Consider the following 22,393-nt stretch of genomic DNA (forward strand, 5'->3'; position numbering starts at 1 on the left):
TTGAATTCTATTGAACAGATATTTACTGCCAAAACTTGTTGTATAATAAATTAAGATTTTAATTCAGAGAAAAAATTGGAAAAAATATATTACTTTGAAAAAATTCTAAAGGAAAACCCTATCACCTATCTTGAGCTTCCTTCAGGTACAGGAAGAACTCATATTCTCCTTTCTCTATATTCAAGATTAAAAGAAAATTCTCTAATTACCAATTATGGATCTCACAGAACACCTATAGGAGAATTTCTTTTAACCATATTAAAATTGATAGATAAGGAAGAATTTTGGAAAGAAAAAGGAAAATCTGTGGGGCCAATATTAAGAAGGTATATTCATCCGAGATTTCTAAAAGTCCTAGAAAATTATAAACCAGAAGTAGTTTTAAATATAGACACAGAAGTTAGTCAAATTTTTAACATAATAGAATCAATACTTGGAAAAACTAAAATCAAATACTTTTTTATTGATAATTGGCAATCTTATCTTGAATATAACAAACTTTTTAAAATTCTTATTCCTCTAATTTCAGAAAAACTAAATATTTCCTTCTTTATCACTGGTGAAAATTTACCCGAGTTTCCTATTGTTTATAGAATTAACGATAAAAATTGTGAGATTCCTATAACTGACAAGGACTTTGTAACAAAAGAAATGGCTAAGGCTTTCAATATAGACTTAGAAAAAGCTAAAAAGCTCTATAAACTAAGTAAAGGAAATTGGAATAATGCAAAGATCATTCTTAAAAATAACTTCAGGTCCTTAGAAGATCTATTGAAAGAAAAACTTGAAAATCTAAATCCACAAGAAAAAAAAGCATTAGGCGCCATAACTTTAATAGGAAAAACTTTTTCAACTGTAACGTTAAAGGCAGTTAAAGATCTATATACTCCTCTTTTTCTATTTAAAGATTTTATAACATCGGAAATCATTAGATGGGAATATCCTTTATGGAGATTTGCATCTGAGGAAGTTCTTAACATCATAAAGCAAAATATTTCTCAGGAAGAATACTTTCAGATTTATTCTTCCTTTGTAAAAAAAATCATATCTTATAACTACTCAGATTTATGGGGAAGAATAGCAATTTTAGCAGATAGAGCAAAGGATAGAAAAACGTGGATCTTTGCAAAGATAAGGGAATTTAGAAATTCTAATAGCTTACAAGAAGGATTGGAAATTTTAAGAAACATTGTAGATAAAAGGAAAAAAGAGTTTTATCTTAGAAAAATATCGAGAATTTTAATTGAAATTCAAAGATTTTCAGAAGCAATAGATATTTTGAAGGAAATAGAAAATAAGAAACTTAAAGATAAGTCTTATATGGTTCGATGCTACTCATACCTCGGAAAATATGAAGAAGCAGAGAAGATTTTAAAAGAAGTAATTGAAAACCTCAATTTATGTTACGACCTTCCTGAAATTCTTAGCAATCTTTCTTCCTACTATTTCTTAAAAAAAGAAACTAAAGAGGGATTAAAACTCTTAAATTTACATTTAGAGGATATTATAAAATTAAAATCTTCTCCTAAGTATCTTTCCAATTACTATAACTCTTTAGCTATTCATAATTCTATGGAAGGTAAATTAGAAGATGCTTTTTATTTCTACTATTTAGCCTTAGAAAATGCTAAGAAAAGTAATAACAAATTTTCCCTTTTTAAGGTGATAAATAATTTAGGAGACTTAGGAAGGTATATATATGGACCTAAATTTTCGGTTAAATATAATTTTGAAGCTTTGGATCTATCTAAAAATTTCTCGAAAAACATATATGCATTAAGTTTAGCCAATTTAATTAACAGCTGTTCTCAATTTTATCCTATAGAATACATAGAAAAACTACGTCAAGAATTAGAAAAACTCTTAAAAGATTTAGATGTAGAATACTTTAGTTATATAGGCTACAGGAGATTAGCTATCTTGGATATAAACTATCATAAGCTTGAAAATATAGAAAGAATTATTCCTTTTCTTGAAAAAATTAAAACTATTTCTGAAAGTCAGCTTTTAATTAATATATTAAAAGGTTTTCTCGGAGAAGAACTAGATTGGGAAGTATTAGAAAGAGAAGTTTTTAAAACAAAGGATGATCAAATAATTATACTTTATTTAAATTTATTACTAAAAAGAGACTTATCTTCTCAAATAATTGCTAAAGAATTTTCATCGGAACTTCCCTTTTATAGATTTTTAAAAGGTTTAATAACAGGTGAAGATATTCTATCCCTACTAACCTACATTGACTCTATGTTGGACAGATGGGAATTTCTAGATGCATTAAACTCCTATCTTCAACTTATCGATTATTTAGAGAAATTGAGTGATAAAAGTTTAGAATACTTTTTATATAATTCCTACTTTGAATCTCTAAATCTTAGTTTATTTTTAAAACTAGATCACATAAAAGAAAAATTAACAAAAAAATTGGACAAATTTTATGATTTTATTATTAAAAAACATATGCAGATTAAGGTATTAGAAAGTTATTTATATAACGCCATTGTCAGTGCAGAAACAGAAGAGCAAGTCTTAGAAATTCTTTCCAGGATCTTTTCCGATTTCTTCAAAGACTTTCTTATAAAGATCCAAATTGGATCAAATACCATAAAAGAAGGTAACCTATTATTAGGAGAAGATACACTAAAATATTATTATAAAAAGTCACCCTTTTCTATATTTTTATATTCAAAAGAAACCTCAGATCCCTATATAATATTTTTATTAAGATCTTTGTTAAAAGCCTTTATAACCTTCTGGGAAAGAAAATATGGAATTTATGATCCTCTAACAGGACTATATAATAGAGCCTATGGAAATAAGAGAATAGAAGAAGCATATTTAGATTACAAGCGAATAAAAGAGCCTTTTTCAGTAATATTTATTGATGTAGATTCCCTTAAAACCATTAACGACACCTATGGACATCACTATGGGGATTTTGTATTGCAACAAGTTGCATCATGTATAAAAAACTCAATCCGACAAAATGATTTTGCTATGAGATGGGGAGGAGATGAGTTTTTAATTTTACTTCGTAAAGTAGATTATGATGATACATTAAAGATTGCTCAGAGAATAGATGAAAAACTGAAGGAAATTTTTAAAGGAGAATTTGGAATAAGTTATGGGATAGAGGTATCTTCTGAAGAAATTAAAGATTACGAAGATATGATTAGAAGAGCAGATATTAAAATGTATACTATAAAGCATGAAAAACTTAGGAAAAAAACTCAAGAATTTAATTTTGATTAAAACATTTTTATAGAAAGGGGATAAAAATGAAAAAGGCTCTAAAATATTTAAAAGAGAATAGAGAGAAGTATATTTCTGATCTTATTGAACTTTTATCCTATCCCAGCATATCAGCAAAAGGAATTGGAATTAAAGAATGTTCAAAGATTCTTTCAGAAATGTTAAAAAATGTAGGATTTAAAGTAGAGATTTATTCTAATAAAAATAGCTATCCAGTAATATATGGGGAATTAATAACAGGCGCAGAAAAAACCATAATCTTTTACAATCATTATGACGTTCAACCAGTAGAACCTTTGGAGGAATGGGAAAATGATCCTTTTAAACCTGTAATTAAAGATGGAAAAATTATTGCAAGAGGAGTTGCTGACAATAAAGGAAACATAATGAGTAGACTTAAGGCTATTGAAAGTTATTTAAAAGCTTATGATGATTTACCCGTTAATATAAAATGGGTTATAGAAGGAGAAGAAGAAATTGGTTCCATTAATTTATCTGAGTTTATTAAAGAGTATAGGGAAAGACTAATGGGAGAAGGCATTATATGGGAATCAGGAGGCAGAGATTCAAAAGGTTATCCTAAATTAAGTTTTGGATGTAAAGGAATAATATATATTGAGCTTGTTTCTAAAAAAGGAAAAAAAGATTTACATTCCGCTTACGCTTCTATTGTAGAAAATCCTACATGGCATATTATTTCTGCATTAAATGTTCTAAAAGACGTCAAAGAGGATAAAATTTTAGTTCCTGGATTTTATGATGATATATTGGAACCATCTCCAGAAGAATGGGAGCTTTTAGAAAAATATCCTATAGAGGAAGAGGAATTAAAAGAGAGTTTAGGTGTTTCTAAATTTATTAATAATTTATCAGGAAAAAACCTTTACAAAAAGCTGTTATATAGCCCCACTTGTAACATATGTGGAATCTATTCAGGCTACATAGGAGAGGGATCAAAAACCGTTTTACCAAAATATGCAAAGGTAAAAATTGATTTTAGATTAGTTCCTAACCAAAAGGCAGAAGTTTTATTTGAAAATATCAAAAATTATTTAAAAGAAAAAGGATTTGATGACTTAGAAGTTATACCTTACGGGCTAGAAGACCCTGTTCAAACACCTATAAACAATCCTCTTAAAGAAGTAATTGAAAAAAGTGCAGAGAAAATATTTGGCGTAAAACCAAAACTTTCTCCAAGAATGTCGGGAACGGGACCTATGGCATTATTTTATAATGAATTAAAAATTCCTATAGTAGAAGGAGTAGGTTGTGGACATCCAGCTTCTCAGGTTCATGCTCCTAATGAAAATTGTTTTTTAGAAGATTATTTCAAGACTATAGAATGGGTTATTGGAATTATTGATGAATACAGGGGGGTCTCTTAAGATCCCCCTGTAAAAATCTTTATCTTAAATTATATAAAGCTAAAACCTCCGATTCTGAAAGAGCTCTATCATAAATTCTAAGCTCATCAAATTTACCCCTTAAAGCAGGATCCCAGTAATTAACTCCAATAGCAAAGGTACCTCCAGGTTTTAAACTAAATATATCAGGAACAAGTCCCTCTTCAGTAGGTTGTCCATTTATTTGAACCTTTGTTATCATCTGCTTGCCATTGACATATACCTTGGCTTTTCCTTTATCTACTACTATCACTACATGATACCACTTTTCTGTCTGTAGATTTTCACTAAAAAGCCCATCGTACCAAATATTTTTCACATCATCTCTTGCCCATAATAGAGTTCCTTGAGGCCATCCAAAAGGAACAAAACTAATCCAGCGAAATGCATTTTGGGGATCAATGTAGACTCCAAAGAAAGTGGTAGTATGCATTGTGAATTTTTCAATATAAACCCAAAAAGAAACACTATAGTCATAATCTTTAATCAAGTCATCAGGTAGAAGTACTCCCCTTTGTCCTGGTAATAATACTGCCTTTCCTATCACTCCATCAGTAAACTCAATAGATGAAGCAGATATAGGAATCCTTACTCCTGTTGGCTTTCCTTCAGGAAATTTTCCTGTGGCATCCTTTAGATTTCCTTCAAAAGGAAAATAGGCTATTAAATCCTTATTAGGATCAAAAGAGGATATTTGAGAAAAACCGATAGAAACAACAAGAGAGAAAATAAAAGAAAAAAGAATTAATTTTTTAAGCATTTTAAAATCCTCCTTTTTTTATTTTTTAATTCCCCATATGGAAATTCCTTTTTTAGATAAGCAGGAGAAAGTAATAGTTTTTTTCATAGTATTTGGATTCCATTGAGATAGAATTACCCCCTTGTATTCTTCCTTATACTTTTCTTCTTCTAGAATAAGATTAATAAAATTATCTCTCACCTCCCATCTCCCTTTAATCTCTCCTATAATTGTTCCATCTTCTTTTAAGATGATATTTATTGGTGTTTTTATATCCGAACTTATATCCTTTCCATGATTGATAAGAAAATATTCTCCTCTTATTTCATCAATATTTAAGCTTCTTAACGTTTCTCCTCCATAAGGAAATGGAGCTATTACTGGCCATCCATCAGAGTTAAAGAACAACTGATGAACCCTTATAGTAAAATATTCTCCTTTTCCAGGAAATCGAGTATGAAAAACAATGTACCATTTATCTGTATCTTTATCATAATAAACAGAATTATGACCAGGAGAAACATACCCATAGGTTAATGTGCTTCTTGGATTTTCTCTATTTAGATTAAAATTCCCTATTAATTTCACACCATAAGCACCAACCCTTTCCCTATCTCTTCCTATTGCTTCTCTCATATCTTTACCTTCCCAATCGAAATAAGGTCCATCGGGATTTTCCGATCGAGCAACTCTAATGTTATAACCACCTTTAGAATCTAGTCCTCCAAAACTAAGAAAAAGATAATAATATTTTGTCTGAGGGTTATAAATAATAAAGGAACCTTCAATAGGTGCATGATTTCCTCCTGCAAGTCTTTTTCCGTAACCTTGATTAGGTAAAGACAAACCTGTTTTTGGATCTAATTGAATGATATATATACCCCCAAAATACGATCCATAAGACATCCACAATCTTCCATCTTTATCGTAAAAAACATGAGGATCAATACAATTGGGATGTTTCATGGGATCATAGATAGTTCCATCAGGAGCTAATCCTTCCTCAAATCTAATTCCCGATCTTATTATTATTTGAAGATTTTTATATGGACCTTCAATACTGTCAGATACAGCTATTCCTATGAGCGAGCGAAAAGCCCCAAAGGAGCTTACACAATAATACATGTAAAATTTTTTATCTAATAATTGTATTACACAGGGAGCCCATATATCAGGAGAAGGAATCTCTGCATATTCAAAAGCCTCTGAAAGTTCTTTACTTATCTTAGGAATAATTCTATTACCATCTCTTTGATCGGAATTTACAACTTGCCAAAGCATAAGATCCTTTGATTTTGCCACTGCAAGATGAGAACCAAAAACATAATAATATTCTCCAGCTTTGACAATAGCTGGATCATGAACAGATGCCCATATTTGTAAAGGCATAGTATCTTGAGAAAATGTTGGAAAAAGAATTATAACTGTTATTAAAAAACTTAAAACAATAAAACGTACCATTCAATATATCCCCCTTTAACCATTTAGTTAGGGATCTAAAACCTTAAGCCTCATAATTGTTATAGAAAATGCCTTAAAAGTATAAACAAAAGGATTTTTCAAATCTTTCAATTCGCCTTCCCTTGGAAAAACCTTTAAGTTATCAAAATAATTTTCATCTTGAGGATTTTTAGAAGAAAGTTCAATTATTCTTCCTTCTCCCTTTAGAGTTCTTTTTCCTTTAATTTCAATTTTTACAGATCTATCCTCTGCCCACGGATTAACGACTTTAATTATTATCTCTTTTTTATTACCATCAAAACTACAAACATGGTAAAGAGATTTAAATCTATAGCCAATTAAAAGTAATTGTTCTTCTGATAGAGAGGACTTTAATAAATTATCTCCTCGATTTTCACTAAAAATCTTTTGAACATAATAGCTTGGTGTCCCAAAAGCTCTAGCCCCATCAAACCAGATTAAATCTGGTACCCATTGAGACCAATTAATACGATTAAATAAAGGAGCATAAGATGCCATTATTACCAAATCAGGATTTTTTTCCAATCCTGTCATAAATGCAGCTTCTGCTAGAGCTGATTGTAAGTTATTTTTTCTTCCTACAGTATGAGCTGCATACTCTCCTACCATTACCTTGGGACCTTCTCTTGGATATTTTGTATATCTATCTGAATTTGCTAAGAACCACTCAGGAGTTGTATATATATGCTCATCAAATATATCAACACCTATTTCCCTTGCAAAATTCCAAGCCTGTCTAAAAGAAGATCCCTCATAACTTGGAGGTCCACTGAACACAATTTTAATTTCAGGATATTTTTCTTTTATAGCTTTCCAAAAAAGTTGAAATCGTATATGATATTCCTCTCCCCAATTTTCATTCCCTATTCCTATATACTTTACATTAAATGGTTCTAAATGTCCTAAAGAAGCCCGAATAGATCCCCAATAGGTATTTATTGGACCATTTGCAAACTCAATAAAATCAAGAACATCTTGAATCCAATCCTTCATCTGCTCTATAGGACAATATTCTGCTCCTCTCACCTGGCAAGAAATACCTGCATTAAAAATTGGAATAGGTTCTGCAGAGAGATGTTCGCATAGTAGTAGATATTCATAAAAACCTATCCCATAAGATTGATGATAGCCCCAGAGATTTCTATTTGTCTTTCTTTCCTCAATTCTTCCTATAGTATCTTTCCATCGGTAAGCATTCCTAAGACTATCTCCCTCCACAAGACATCCTCCTGGAAATCTCACAAAACCAGGCTTTAGATCCTCTAGCATTTTTACTAAATCTACTCTCATTCCATTCCATGTCTTTTCAGGAAAAAGAGATATCATATCTAAACAAAGATTTCCGATCCCTTTCACATTAATAACCAATTGTGAGTCCAAAACATCTTCCTCAACAGAAAGTTCGGTAGATATCTTTTTCCATTCATTAATAAATTTTTGAGTTATAATATGGGTTTTTGAATATGATTTTCCTTTTTTATCCCTTAGTTCTATTTTAATAGTTCCCTCAAACTCTGGTTCACCCTTAATGTAATAAGAAAGAATATAATTTTCTCCTTTTTTAAGAGAAATACCTCCATAGCCATCATTTGTAATGATAATTTCACTTTTATTTGATCTAATCTCTAGTTTTAAATAATTTAAGTTGTTTTTATTAAGAGGACCTTGGTTATCTGTATATACTTTTACGTTAGAGTCGTTTAATATTTGAATATTCCATCCTTCTAACTTATTCGTATGCTCAAAGGATCTATTCCTAATAAGTTCAGCATAAAGCCCTCCATCTACAGCGTAATTAATATCTTCAAAAAATATTCCATATAAAGTTCTGGGAATAGTTGGTCCCAATTCTGAGGTATCAATAATAAGAATATTTTGGGATTCTGCCTGTGAGGTAATAAATAAAAAAATTAGAAATATAACCAAATATTTAATTAATTTCATTATTACTACTTCCCTCCAGTACTAATTGAAATTCCTTGCATCAAATACCTATGGAATATAATAAATATTATTAATGTGGGAGCCACTGATATAAAAGCACCAGCCATTAAGGGACCAATACCTCTAAAAGGATCTGCCCAACCTGCTGCGAATCTTACTAATGCGATGGGTAAAGTCAACTTTTCTGGAGTATTCATTACCAACAATGGCCATAAGAAACTGTTCCATGAAGCCAAGAAAGACATCAAACCCAAAGTAAGTAATGCTGGCCTTACAAAAGGAAGAACAATAGTTAACAAAAATCTAAGTCTTGAACAACCATCTATCCAAGCAGCATCTTCAAGTTCTCGAGGTATACCTAACATATATTGTCTTAAAAGAAAAACACCAAAAGTGCCTCCAAGCCCAGGAAGGATCAAAGCAGAAAAACTATCTATCAAACCTAAGGTGTGAATTATAAAAAATTGAGGAACTAAAAAAAGAACTCCTGGAAAAGCAAGAATTCCTACGTAACTCCAGAATATTAAGTTTCTACCTCTAAATCTTAATCTTGAAAGAGCATAAGCAGCAGGTGTCGCGATAATTAAGCCCAAAATCGTTGCTAAAGATGCAACAATTAAACTATTAACAATACCTCGAGAAACACTTATTCCACTTGCAGGAGCAAAGACTATATTATAGTTTTCTAAAGTAGCTTCCTTGGGAATCCATCGAGGTGGATTTTCTGCAACAGCAGTATAGGTTGATTTAAAAGATGTAGATAGCATCCAAAAAATTGGAATAAACCAAAAACCTGCAATAATCCAAAGAATTACAGATAATATTACTTGCTTTGTCTTTTTATTTACTAATTTATTTAAAATACCAATTTTCCTCATAATTTATCACTCCTCAGCACTTTTAATTGTTCTTGTAAGCATTGCCAGTTGCAATAATCCAAAAATTAATACCACTGCAAATATATACCATGAAATCGCAGCAGCCCTTCCCAACTCCTGACGAGTAAATCCCACAAGATAGAGGTAATAAACCATAGTACGTGTAGTTCCTGCAGGACCCCCTCCTGTGAAAAAGTAAACCTGGTCAAATAAACCAAAAGCTAATAATACTTGTCTTACCACATCAAAAAAAAGAACATTTCTCATCCAAGGAAGAGTAATGTGCCAAAAACACTTCCAAGAACTTGCTCCATCAACCTTTGCAGCTTCATACTGCTCAGGAGGAATTCTCTGAAGAGCTCCAAGATAAAGTAATACACTAAATCCAACTATCCACCAAATTGTAGTTATAATAATGCATGTCCATGCTCGAGTAGGTGTCTCAAACCAAGAAATTGCTTCCTTTAATATCCCTATTTTATTAAGATAATAGTTGGCAAGACCCGAGGGATAAGAAGCATAAATCCACTTCCAAGTTGTAAGGATACCAACAGATCCAAAAAAGGTGGGAGAAACAAAAGCAACTAATAACCATAATTTTCCATATACCTTTTGATTTAAAAGTAATGCAATAAGAAGACCAACAATAATTGTTAAAGGAACACTGATAATTGCAAAAATTACTGTATTTCTAACTGCTAACCAAAATCTATCATCATTCCAAATACGTATGAAATTTTCAAGTCCTATAAAAATTTTTTGTCCAAGTAAATTCCAATTATGAGTACTCATTAGAACATTAGTAATAAGGGGGACAGCAATAAATAACAGAAAGAATAGAAAATGGGGGAGGAGGAACCCCCAATTTCCTACCTCCCACCACAGTTTCTTAGAAGAAAATTTAATCATCTTAATTTCTCTCCTTCTTAATCCTATTATTTAACCATCGCCCAGTAATCATCTAGAATACTCTGAACAGCCTTCTCAGCTTTTTCCATAGCTTGTTCTGGGGTTAATTTTCTTGTTATTAGCACATCCTCAAGATTAACAGCTATCTCATCTACTACCTCTGAAATATATGGGAAGAATTGGAAAGTCTTTACATATGGTAATTGCTGGGCTACAACATAGATATGGGGTAGCTTCTTTTTTAATTCTTCGCTTCTTGCTATAGATTTTCTTGCAGGAGTTTGTCCTGCCGCATACCAATCAAGGGCATGCTCCCATAGATATCTTATCCATTTCATTGCAGCCTCAAAAACTCTTTTATCTTCAACCATAACTTTCGGTAGAGCTAAAACATGAGATCCACCAAATACTGCAGGTTTCGTTCCTAATAGTGGTGCTGGAGCATATCCAAAATCTTTTCCAAGAGCTTCCATCCATGGATTGATAGTCCAAATACCCGTTATTAAAACAGAAGTTTGTCCAGATTGGAAGGGTGGTCCTGGATCTACCGCAGCCTTAGGTAAGATTCCTCGATCTTGTAAATCCATCATAAAATATAAAGTTTTTATTGCTGCTTCTTTAAAGGCTGGTTTTTTGAAATCCGGGGTTAGTAAATCACCACCATGTTGCCAGAGAAGATGGACAAATATCCACGCCCAAGTAGGTGTTTCATAGTAAGGAGTTAACCCCTTGGGTGTAATTTTCTTTAGGGCTTCCATAGCTTTTATAAACTCGGCTCTTGTCTTTGGAGGTTTTTCTGGATCTAAGCCTGCTTTTTTAAAGTTTGCCTTATTATATGCCATATAGAAAATCCATACATCAAGAGGAATCCCATAATATTTATTATCTTTAACTAATCCTTCTAAAAGTTGAGGATAAATATCACGAATATCGATTCCATAATTTTTTAGCTCTGTAGCTGTAAAAGGTCTAAAGTGATCAAGGTATAAAGGCATATCAAATTTTCGCATAAACAAAACTTGAGGTGCAGACTTTGTAGCTATTCCTGTAGATAGCTTTTGCTTATATTCTACCGAGGATACAACTACTAAGTGTACAACTTCTACATCAGGATTCTGTTTATTAAAGTTTTGTATAATCCTATCCATGTAAGCACCATCTGCACCACCTAGTGGAGTCATAAAAGTTATTGTTGTTTTAGTTTGTGGAATTGCGGTATTAAATAATACTGTGAATATAGTTAATAACAAACAAAGGATAAAATATTTTTTCACAGAAGACACCTCCTAGATTTTTAGTTAATATTTCCAAGGGGAAAGTTATAATATTTTTTCACCTCCTTTTTTATTATTGGAAACCTTTCCAATTTATATTTTAAATAACAATTTTACTAAACTCTTTACTTCAAATTTTAATTCAAACTTTTTAAAAAGTCAATGGGGTATATTTTTATATTTGACATTTCTTAATCTCAGTGTTATTCTCTTATATAATTTATACTGATTCTCTAGAAAAAAAGAGAAAATTTTTATGTTAAAGCTAAATCTTGATAGAGATTGGGAATATACAGAAAGTAATCTTATAAATCTATCTTCCCTTTTAAACCCCAGTATATCTTGGAAAAAAATAGACCTTCCTCATGATGCAGTTATTAGTCTGGAAAGAAAAGAAAAAAATCCTTCGGGAGCGGATGAAGGATTTACTCCTGGAGTAAGTTTGTTTTACAGAAAGAAGTTATTCTTAGACGAGAAATTCAAAAATAAGAAGTTGATCCTGGAGTTTGAAGGAATCATGGGAATATCAGAAATATTTATAAATGGCATACTAATAAGCAAACATTACTATGGCTATACAAGTTTTCTAGTTGATATTACAAATTTTATAAAGATTAAAGAAGAGAATATAATCTTAATTCATGTAGATACAAAAGAAAAACCAAGTTCCCGATGGTACACTGGAGCAGGTATATATAGACATGTATGGCTACATGTAGGAGAAAGATTATATATAAAACCTTGGGAATTACATGTATCAAGCAAAATAAAAGAAGATAATAAAGCCTTATTAAAGATAAAGGTAAATATAAAAAATGAATCTGAAAAAGATAGTACAGGTAAGATTTTCTTTCAAATTTTAAATTCTGAGGAGAAGCTTATAAAAGAAAAACATGAAGATTTTAATATAAAAGTCGATGAAGAAAAGATTATTGATTCTGAAATTGAACTTGAAAACTTTATAAAATGGGATATAGAAAGTCCTTATCTTTACAAACTAAAGGCTGTTGTATCTATAGATGGTAAAAAGGTAGATGAAAGTTTTACTAATTTTGGAATAAGAGAAATTGAGTTAAATCCTCAAGAAGGATTTAAATTAAACGGAAGAGTTTTAAAGTTAAAAGGTGGATGTATTCATCATGATAATGGAATCTTAGGAAGCGCAAGCTATGATAAATCTGAAGAGAGAAAAGTAGAAATTTTAAAGAAAAATGGCTTCAATGCAGTAAGAACTGCTCATAATCCCTTTTCTCCTTCTTTTCTTGATGCTTGTGATAAATTAGGAATGCTTGTTATTGAAGAATTCTTCGATGAATGGGTAGGTGGAAAAAGAACTTTTGGCTATCATTTATATTTTGATAAATACTGGGAAGAAGAAATTGAAAATACTATAAAGAGAGACTTTAATCACCCTTCTATTATTATCTGGTCCATTGGAAATGAAATCACATGGGGTGCTGGAATTGATCCAGAAGATGAAAAAAGTTATTCAAGTATTCACAGATGGACTGAGAAATTAGCCAAAAAAGTAAAGGAACTTGATTCTACCAGATTCATAACCCAAGCTTTTTGTCACTTTATTTTTGAATACGAAAACAATATAGAAATGTTTGAAGAAATGGACATTGTTTATAGCAAGATAAAAAATGAAATAAATTTAAAAGAAGATAAATGGGGAAAGATTACAGAAAAAATGTGCAAATACCTAGATATAGCAGGGTATAATTATAAACATGAAAGATACGGATATGATCATAAAGTATATCCTTCAAGAATTATCTGTGGAACCGAGACTTTTCCTTACACTTCCTTTAATAGCTGGAAGGAAACTTTAAAATATCCCAATGTAATAGGAGATTTTGTATGGACTGCTATAGATTATTTAGGAGAAGCAGGAATTGGAAAAGTAAGCTTAGATGAGGAAGATTTTAAAAATTTTTTAGGCCAATATCCATGGTTTACAGCTAATTGTGGAGATATAGATATTTGCGGAGATAAAAGACCCCAATCCTATTATAGAGACATAGTATGGGGATTGAGAAAAGATCCCATAATCTTCGTACTTCCTCCTGAATATTACGGAAGAAAATTATATATTAAACTTTGGGCATGGGAACCTGTTGAAAGAAATTATAGTTTTCCAGGCCACGAGGGAAAAAAGATAAGAATTTTTGTATATGCTAATGCGGATGAAGTAGAACTTTTTCTAAATGGAAAAAGTCTCTGTAAAAAGCCCTCAGGAGAAGTTGTTAAATTAAAAACTATATATGACATTAATTATGAACCAGGTATTTTAGAAGCTATTGCTTATAAAGATGGCAAAATTATTGGTAAAGACACATTAGAAACTGTTGGAAAACCCGTAAAATTAAATATTATTCCCGAAAAAGATATTATCTCTACTACCAATGGAGATCTTTGTTTTATAAAAATTGTTGCATTAGATGAAAAGGAAAGAGAAGTTGTTTATGCTAACAACAAAATACAAGTAAAAATTGAAGGAGGAGAATTTTTGGCTCTAGGAAATGCAGATCCATGCACTCTTGAAAGTTTTGCTCTACCTGAAGGGAAATTGTATAAGGGTAGAGCCTTGTTAATTGTGAAAAGTAGGGGAATAAAAGAAGATATAAAAATAACAGTAGAAGGAGAAAAACTTTTAAAAGATGAGAAAATAATAAGAGTGGTATAAAAGAACATGAAGGGAGTGGGAATAATTAGCAGTGGAGTAATAAGAAATTTGATATTATCGGGTATTATTCTAATCATATGCTATTTTATACATCGGTTTATACTCAAAGGCATAAATAGTATTGCTCTAAGAACAGGTAAAGAGATAAAGACCCCGAAAACTGTATCAATGTTAATCGGCTTTTTAATCTTTGGATTTGGAATCGCTATAGTTTTATCTATATGGAATGTAAATATTACACCATATTTGACGGGACTTGGAATTTCGGGAGTAGTCTTAGGTCTTGCTTTTCAAGAACCTCTTACTAATTTCTTATCAGGTATAATGGTCCTTGTAACGCGAAAGGTTTTCGAAGGAGAAATGGTAGATATAGATGGAATTTCTGGAATTATAGATATTGTAGAAATGAACCATACAAGAGTTCAAACTTTTGATGGAAAACTTGTTTTAATACCAAATAGAAAAGTTTGGTCAGGCATAGTAACTAAATACTGGCCAGGTCCCTATAGAAGAGTAAACTTTGATGTTACAGTTGATTATTCATCTGATCTTCAGAAGGTAATAGAACTAATAAAAAAAGCAATAGAAGAAGAACCTCTTATAGTAAAAAATAACATGATAAATAATCTTGTAGTCTTTAAGGAATATGGTAATTCGGGAGTAACATATACAGTATATTTCTGGGTTGCTAAAGAAACTTATTTTGAAGCAATCAATGCATTGAGTATCAGAATAAAAAAGATTTTTGATGAGAACCATATAAGGATTCCTTACATGGTTGTAGATTTAAGATTTACCCAAAATGTTAAATAAAAATTTTTAATAACGCGAAATATTTAAGATCTCCTTTAAAAAATATAAACTGAGGGGGGAAGAATATGAATAAAGAATTTGTCGATATTAGTGATAATTTAGTTATCTTAAATTTATCAATTGATGACTCCGAAATTGCAACCTTTTTAAGAGAATTTAAAGAAGAAGAAAGAATAAATATAGCCAAGAGAGTATTCAAGATTGGAGTTTTAGCCATGAATAGTGCTCTTTTTAATGGAACATCTCTTTTTATTAGGGAATCTCTAAAAAATTGGCAAATTGAAACCAATAATGTAATAACTGAGATCTTGAATAAAAACAAAGAGTTAATTTTAAAAGAAATGGCAAATTGTGTAGAAGAAAATATATCCAAAAATATAACCTATAGATTAGAAGATATTACAAAAAACACATCAGAAAGAATAAGAGAAAAACTTGAAGATGTACAAAAGAGAATAGATCCAAATCATCCTGAAAGTTATCTAAAGGTTATTAATGAAGCCATTGAAAATATTAAAAAAGAATTCAATCCAGATATAGAAGGATCATATCTGTATAAGATTAAGAATGTATTAAATGATTTTTATTCTTTTGATGGTCCTGCCTATAAATGTATCTATGATTCCTTTGATAAAATAGGAAAGAATCTAATCAATCCCCTAAAGGAAATGCTTGATAAGATCGATAATACTATGATTAGAATTGGAGAAAGATTACAAATCGGTCATATCCAAAGAGGTCATGCCTTTGAAGAAGATGTTTTAAGATTACTTCTCGAAAGAATTTCCGCAATAACAGGAGACGAAATTGTACATGTTGGAAAAGATGGAAGGTCTGGAGACTGGATTATCAAGGTTTATTATGGAAATATTAATAATAGAAAAGAAATTGGAAAAATAGTAATTGAAACAAAAGACAGCAAAAAAAGCAAAGGAAATGTAGATGAAGAGCTAACGAAAGCTATAGAGCATAGAGATGCTCAGATAGGAATTCTAGTTTTTGCTAAAATGGAACAAAATCCTTATAATATATCCTTCAATGTCATAGACAAGGATTATTCAAAAATGGTATGTGTTTGGGATGAAGAAGGAACAAATTTAAATTTTGCATATCAACTTGCAAGATTAATCTTGATAGAAAAATATCTAAGCAAAGAAGGAAAAATAAATTGGAAAGATCTTATAAAGAAAATTGATGATATCATAGAAGAGGTAAATAAGATAGATGAGATTATAAAAAATGCTAAAGAACTAAAAAACACTGCGGAAGAAACTTTCAAAAAGGGACAGGAAATTAAAAAGAATCTTAGTTCTAAGCTTAATCAATTAAAGGAAATAAGTTTTTATAGCTAAAATTCGAAGTTAAATCCAGAAATTATAGAATAAAAAGATTTTAAGCTGTTTTCCATTAAAATTTCACTTCTTAACACTAAATATGGCTTAAAGGGTATAGTATTTTCTGGCTCCCATCCTATACTAAAGTTTACTCCAGGTTTTTTCTCCCCTAAAACAAAGTATAGCCCCATTCCTAGAGATAGATGTAGCCATTCATCATACCTTTTTTCAAGGGAAAATCCTATCAAATTAATATCTTTAATATATGCATATTCTATTCCCATTTTAAAGTCTTTTTTTAGAGGAACAAGCAATCTTAATCCATAGTAATTTAAACCACTATTATCAATATAGGAATTTCCCCATTGTAATCTAAAAACCCAATTAATTTTATCTTCTCTATAAGGCATCGGTGATTCAAGATTCATATTTTTTAAGTCATAGCCATGGGGTGGACTTTGAAATTCTTTGTATAAATCAAATTCTATAAAATCATTTTCTCTATACTTTACCTGTATTATTTTTCTATCCAAATAATAAATGCTCGACCAACAAGTGGTTTCTTGCTTTACCCTATCTAAAAACCTTTTTACAATTTCTTGAGTTTTTATATTTACTAAATTTTCCCTAATAATGTCATATCTCTCAAGAGAGGTAGGACTTTCTGAGATATAAATTTCTTTGGATATAAAATGGTTTGTTAGGATTTGAGTCTTAAAAGAGTTTTTCAATATTACTTTTTTCCCATCCACATATTCTATTACAGCAGAATTTCCCATCCTATCTACTATTAAATAATGAACCACAGGATTTCCTAAAAAAGTACCAAATATAACATAGTACTTACTAAATATTTCTATAGCTTCATCAACATTTTGAGCTCTCTCCAATACTATTTTAACCATCTCTAAACTTATTCTTATAGGTTTTAAAAATTCAAAAGGTGTTAAAGTGTTTGGCACAGCAGAAATTCCTATAAATAGACCCTTTTCATTCATCCCTTCGTAGGGCATATTTTTCCCCAATTGCTCCAGTATTACTATTCCATATTTACCTTCCGAAGGTGGTATAAACCAAATTCTTCCCCCCTCTTTATCATTATCAAAATTTCTTCCTACAAGAACATGCCCAAAATTATCTCTTACCCAGAATATAGAGCATGCATATACGGGGGTTGATATTAAAATAAAAATTTCTAGAAAACATATCAATCTTTTCATCTTGTGAAAATTATATCATATTTTTAATTGGCACTCTATTTGGGAAGGTTTCATATATAAGCGTGTTAGTATAAGGTCTAATTTTGACCCTAATTCCATCTATTATATAAGTTATAAAATTCTTAAAGGAGGAGGTTTTTTCATGAAAAAAGTAATTTATATTTTAGGAATTTTGGTTTTTTCAATAGTATTTCTTGTAGGCTGTGATCTCAAAATCAATTCAGAAATTTATCTAAGAGATATATCTGAATATATTATTCAGAAAAATGACAAACTTGAAATAACTACTACTTTAAGGATTGAAATCATTTCTGAAGATACCTATAAAGAAAATAGATTAAAGATAACCCGTATACTAAAGAAATATTTTGGAGAAGTTGAGAATATAAGATTTGAGCAAGAAACTTTTCAAAATTATTATGTTGGAGAAGTTAATCTTCCTCTCACTACTAACGCTTTTAGCGAAAACCTTATATGGTTCACAGCTGATAAGGACGGTAACATACAACTTAATTTTAACGGAGATATTTTCAGTAAGTTAAAAACAGAGATTTTTGATGAATTTTATCAAACTCTTGATACAAAAAAAATGTATGTAGAAATAACCTTAATTAATGACTTAAGAAAAGATGTGTTTATAGAAGTTCAAGGAGTATACTTAAATAATATAGCTTATCCTTTCTTAGAAAAAATAATCTTAAAAAATAGGCAAAAGGTAACTATTTCTTTCTCTGATGTTTTGAGAGATTATATGGTGGAAAGGGGAAAGGTGAAATTTGTAAAAATAATTTTTTAAAAAGATTAAGGGAATTAATGATATAATTTTAATAAATGATGTTTGAAAAGAAAGAACTAAAAAAGTTATTACAACCAGGCCTCATAATTACAGGTCCTTTCTGGCCAGAACCTATAAAAGTTGATTTATCTGAGAATTATGAAGGTTATCTTCGTATAGTTGGATCTTTGCTAAAAAGCGGTAGACATGTTGATGACCTAATTTCTTTAGATGATCTTGATAAAATAAAATTAAAAACTATAGATGGTTTATTCAAGGAAGAAGCTTGGAAAGTTTTCCTTTCATTAGAAGCTCTCAGATATAAATATGCATCTATTTATGATCCTCTTCTTGCAGTAAACATCTCCAAAATAGATCCCCTTCCCCATCAAATAGAACTTGTTTACGGTTATGTTCTAAAACTTCCCAAAATAAGATTTCTAATAGCGGATGATCCTGGGGCTGGAAAAACTATAATGGCGGGATTAATAATAAAAGAGCTAAAATTAAGAGGTTTAGTTAAAAGAATCTTGATTGTTGCTCCAGGGCACTTAAAGTATCAATGGCAAAGAGAATTAAAAGATAAATTCGAAGAGAATTTTACGTTAGTTGATAGAGCTACTTTTAATGCAGAATATGGAATAAATGTGTGGGAAAAAGAAAACCAAATTATTACCTCTATGGACTTTGCAAAAAGAGATGATATTCTTCCAAGTATTAGTGCTACTTATTTTGATTTAATAGTAGTTGACGAAGCTCATAAAATGAGTGCCTATAAATACGGAGATAAAATTACAAAATCAGAAAGATATAAACTAGGAGAGACACTTTCAAGAATTTCAAATCATTTATTATTTTTAACAGCAACACCTCATAAGGGAGATAAGGAAAATTTTAGATTATTTTTAGATCTTCTTTCTCCCGGATTTTTTGCTAATGATCAATTAATCGAAGAGTCTATAAAAAACAATGATAATCCCCTATTTAGAAGGAGAATGAAAGAAGATTTAAGAGACTTCGAAGGTAAACCCCTTTTTGTACCAAGAAATGTTAAAACCATAGAATTTAATATGGGAAAGGAGTCTCCAAAAGAAAAGGAGTTATATAATGCTCTTTCAAGATATGTACAGGAACAATATAATCTTTTAAAATCTGAAGACAAAAAGAGAAATATAGGATTTGCTTTAATAATTTTGCAGAGAAGATTTGCCTCTAGCACCTATGCCCTTTTAAAGTCCTTGGAAAGAAGAAAAAATAAGCTTGAAGATATCGTAAATAATTTTAACCTAGAAATTGCCAAAAAAACTAATAGTATAGATTGGGAAGAGATTGAAGATATGGATGAGGAAGAAAGATGGAAGGAAGAATTAAACTGGGAAACTATAACTACTGCTGAAACCATTGAAGATTTAAAGAAAGAAATATCTACCTTAGAAAAGTTAATCAGTATGGCAAAAGAAGTTATGGAAGGAGAAGAAGAAGTAAAACTTAGAAAATTAAAAGAATCTTTTAAAGAACTAACGCAAAATATTGAAAACCCCAAAGATATAAAACTTATAGTATTTACTGAATCAAGAGATACCATGGAATATCTTGAAAGAAAAATAAAATCATGGGGTTATAAAGTAAATACCATTCATGGAGGAATGAATTTATCTGCCCGCATAGAAGAGGAAAAAAGATTTAAAAATGAAACCCAAATTCTTGTAGCAACAGAAGCAGCAGGTGAAGGAATAAACCTACAATTTTGTAATCTTATGATAAATTATGATATACCTTGGAATCCCAATAGGCTTGAGCAGAGAATTGGACGTATCCATAGATATGGTCAGACAAAAGAAGTTTTTATACATAATTTAGTAGCCAGTGATACAAGAGAAGGTCAGGTTATGACTGCTCTTCTGAGAAAGTTAGAAGAAATAAAAAATGCTCTTGGGAGTGATAAAGTATTTGATGTGATAGGAGAAATTATAGATAGTAAAAAGTTCGTACAAGCTCTCCTTGACGCAGCTTTTAATGCAAGAGGGATTGACGAAATATTAAAAGAAATAGATTTCAAAGTTGATGAAGAATATATCAAACGTATAAAAGAAAATCTTGGAGAAACTTTAGCTACTAAGTATATTGATTATACAAGGATAAAGGAAATGGCCTATAAAGCAAGAGAAAATCGTCTTATTCCCGAGTATACCCAAAATTTCTTTATTAAAGCTTTTGAGAAATTAGGTGGAAAGATAAGATTTTTGGATAAAGATAAGAAAATATTATCTATTGACTCTTTACCCTTGGAACTTAGAAAATTAGCTCAAGATGAATCTTTCAAAAGACAATATGGAGGATTATCACCAAAATATTCCAGAATCACATTTGATAAAGAGCTTTCAATAAAAGATTCATCCTTAGAGTTTGTATCCTTTGGGCATCCTCTTTTTGAAGCAATATTAAAGTGGGTTGAAGATGAGTTGATGGACTCAATCTATAACGGTGCTGTTTTTTATGATCCTGAAGGAAAACTAAATGGATATATATTATTCTATGAGGGAGAAATAAAAGATGGAACAGGACAAATAGTAGGTAAAAAAATCTTCTCCTTTTATAAGGACAAAAATGAAATAACCCCAATATCTCCTTCTATGATTTGGGATTTAGCGGAAGGAAATCCTTCTTATGAAGAGGAAGACATAGATATAGAGACTATTAAAAATCAAATATTAAATTCTTCATTAAAATGTCTTGAGGAATATAAGAATGAAATTTGGGAAGAGAGAAAAAGACAGATAGAGATTAAGAAAAAGTATGGACTTGAATCTTTAAGATTTATTATAAACGAATTAGACAAAGAGCTTATTGACTTAAATAGAAGAAAAGAAAACGGTGAGGATGTGGATCTCGCCATAAGAAGAAAAGAAGAGAGAAAAAGAGAGTATGAAAAAACAAAGAAGGAATTAGAAACTCTAATCGAGAAAGAGCAGAATTTAACCTTAAATATGCCTAAATTCTTAGGAGTAATAAGAGTAAGACCTATGAAAGATGAAGATTCAATGGTAAGGGACGAAGAAATAGAAAAAATTGGTATGAGAATCGCTATGGAGCATGAAAGAAAAGAAGGAAGATTTCCAGAAGATGTATCTAAAGAAAATTTGGGATTTGACATAAGATCTAAAGATAAAGATGGAAATATTAGATATATAGAGGTAAAAGCAAGAGCAGAAGAAGGAAGTATAGCCCTAACTCAGAACGAATGGTTTAAAGCTCAAAGATTTTGGGACGATTATTACCTTTACGTAGTATTTAATGCAGTTAAAAACCCCCAACTTCATATCATTCAAAATCCCGCAAAAAATTTAAACCCTGAAGAAAAAATAGAAAAAGTTAGATATATCATACATCTAGAAGACATCTTGAGAAGAGAAAAATAAGAGGTGAGCCTATGGAGGACAAAAGATTTATTGAAGTTTCTTTTCCTGTAAAAGAGGTAAGTGAAGAGTCCGCAAGGGAGAAAAATATTCGGCATGGCCATATCTCCACTCTTCATATCTGGTGGTCAAGAAAACCACTAACATCTTCCAGGGCTACAAATTATTCCGCCTTGATTAAAGCTCCTAAGGATGTAGAGGAGTGGCAAAAAATAAAAAATTTTATTATTGAATTTTCTAAATGGGAAAACTCCCAAAGACAAGA

15 protein-coding genes are annotated in these 22,393 nt (G+C 30.6%); 8 read left to right on the forward strand and 7 right to left on the reverse strand.

The features are described 5' to 3' along the window. Positions 1-75: 75 nt before the first annotated feature. Together NZ841_06805 and NZ841_06810 are read left to right on the forward strand one after the other, a co-directional pair. On the forward strand, positions 76-3,252 hold the full coding sequence (locus NZ841_06805) for a GGDEF domain-containing protein (protein MCS7202467.1): 3,177 nt from the start codon (positions 76-78) through the stop codon (positions 3,250-3,252). 26 nt (positions 3,253-3,278) lie between these two features. After that, the gene (locus NZ841_06810) at positions 3,279-4,637 is read left to right on the forward strand and encodes a M20/M25/M40 family metallo-hydrolase (protein MCS7202468.1); all 1,359 of its coding nucleotides are present in this window, start codon (positions 3,279-3,281) and stop codon (positions 4,635-4,637) included. Between the two features lie 19 nt (positions 4,638-4,656). Here the strand turns inward: NZ841_06810 and NZ841_06815 are convergent, their stop codons facing one another. From NZ841_06815 to NZ841_06840, 6 genes are read right to left on the reverse strand one after another with little or no spacing between them, the layout of a single operon-like run. Next, complete coding sequence (locus tag NZ841_06815) at positions 4,657-5,415, reverse strand: LamG domain-containing protein (GenBank protein ID MCS7202469.1); 759 nt, start codon at positions 5,413-5,415, stop codon at positions 4,657-4,659. 18 nt (positions 5,416-5,433) lie between these two features. Next, complete coding sequence (locus tag NZ841_06820) at positions 5,434-6,855, reverse strand: glycoside hydrolase family 43 protein (protein MCS7202470.1); 1,422 nt, start codon at positions 6,853-6,855, stop codon at positions 5,434-5,436. Between the two features lie 27 nt (positions 6,856-6,882). Then, the gene (locus NZ841_06825; protein MCS7202471.1) at positions 6,883-8,820 is read right to left on the reverse strand and encodes a carbohydrate binding domain-containing protein; all 1,938 of its coding nucleotides are present in this window, start codon (positions 8,818-8,820) and stop codon (positions 6,883-6,885) included. Between the two features lie 5 nt (positions 8,821-8,825). Beyond that, a complete protein-coding gene (locus NZ841_06830) occupies positions 8,826-9,698 on the reverse strand; it encodes a carbohydrate ABC transporter permease (GenBank protein MCS7202472.1) in 873 nt (290 codons plus the stop codon). A gap of 6 nt (positions 9,699-9,704) precedes the next feature. Beyond that, a complete protein-coding gene (locus NZ841_06835) occupies positions 9,705-10,607 on the reverse strand; it encodes a sugar ABC transporter permease (protein ID MCS7202473.1) in 903 nt (300 codons plus the stop codon). 26 nt (positions 10,608-10,633) lie between these two features. Then, positions 10,634-11,881, reverse strand: coding sequence for an extracellular solute-binding protein (locus NZ841_06840; protein ID MCS7202474.1), 1,248 nt, complete (start codon positions 11,879-11,881; stop codon positions 10,634-10,636). Positions 11,882-12,137: 256 nt separating this feature from the next. Between NZ841_06840 and NZ841_06845 the strand changes: the two genes are divergently transcribed. The 3 genes from NZ841_06845 to NZ841_06855 all read left to right on the forward strand — a co-directional run bounded on the left by NZ841_06845 (position 12,138) and on the right by NZ841_06855 (position 16,735). Further along, a complete protein-coding gene (locus NZ841_06845; protein MCS7202475.1) occupies positions 12,138-14,570 on the forward strand; it encodes a DUF4982 domain-containing protein in 2,433 nt (810 codons plus the stop codon). 6 nt (positions 14,571-14,576) lie between these two features. Further along, positions 14,577-15,383, forward strand: coding sequence for a mechanosensitive ion channel family protein (locus NZ841_06850; protein MCS7202476.1), 807 nt, complete (start codon positions 14,577-14,579; stop codon positions 15,381-15,383). Positions 15,384-15,448: 65 nt separating this feature from the next. After that, positions 15,449-16,735: a hypothetical protein gene (locus tag NZ841_06855; GenBank protein ID MCS7202477.1), complete on the forward strand. Its 1,287-nt coding sequence runs from the start codon at positions 15,449-15,451 to the stop codon at positions 16,733-16,735. Here NZ841_06855 and NZ841_06860 read toward each other — a convergent pair. After that, positions 16,732-17,937, reverse strand: a complete 1,206-nt coding sequence (locus NZ841_06860) for a linear amide C-N hydrolase (protein ID MCS7202478.1) — start codon at positions 17,935-17,937, stop codon at positions 16,732-16,734. The two genes, NZ841_06855 and NZ841_06860, sit on opposite strands and share 4 nt — an antisense overlap. A gap of 142 nt (positions 17,938-18,079) precedes the next feature. On the opposite strand from NZ841_06860, the gene NZ841_06865 reads away from it, so the two are divergent. The 3 genes from NZ841_06865 to NZ841_06875 form a co-directional block, all read left to right on the forward strand. After that, a complete protein-coding gene (locus NZ841_06865) occupies positions 18,080-18,733 on the forward strand; it encodes a hypothetical protein (protein ID MCS7202479.1) in 654 nt (217 codons plus the stop codon). A gap of 35 nt (positions 18,734-18,768) precedes the next feature. Continuing rightward, a complete protein-coding gene (locus NZ841_06870; GenBank protein ID MCS7202480.1) occupies positions 18,769-22,131 on the forward strand; it encodes a helicase-related protein in 3,363 nt (1,120 codons plus the stop codon). 11 nt (positions 22,132-22,142) lie between these two features. Next, on the forward strand, positions 22,143-22,393 hold a 251-nt coding region (locus tag NZ841_06875), incomplete at its 3' end, for a DUF1156 domain-containing protein (GenBank protein MCS7202481.1).

Origin of the sequence: Dictyoglomus sp. (genome assembly GCA_025060475.1) — a bacterium.
In the GTDB taxonomy this organism is placed as follows: Bacteria; Dictyoglomota; Dictyoglomia; order Dictyoglomales; family Dictyoglomaceae; genus NZ13-RE01.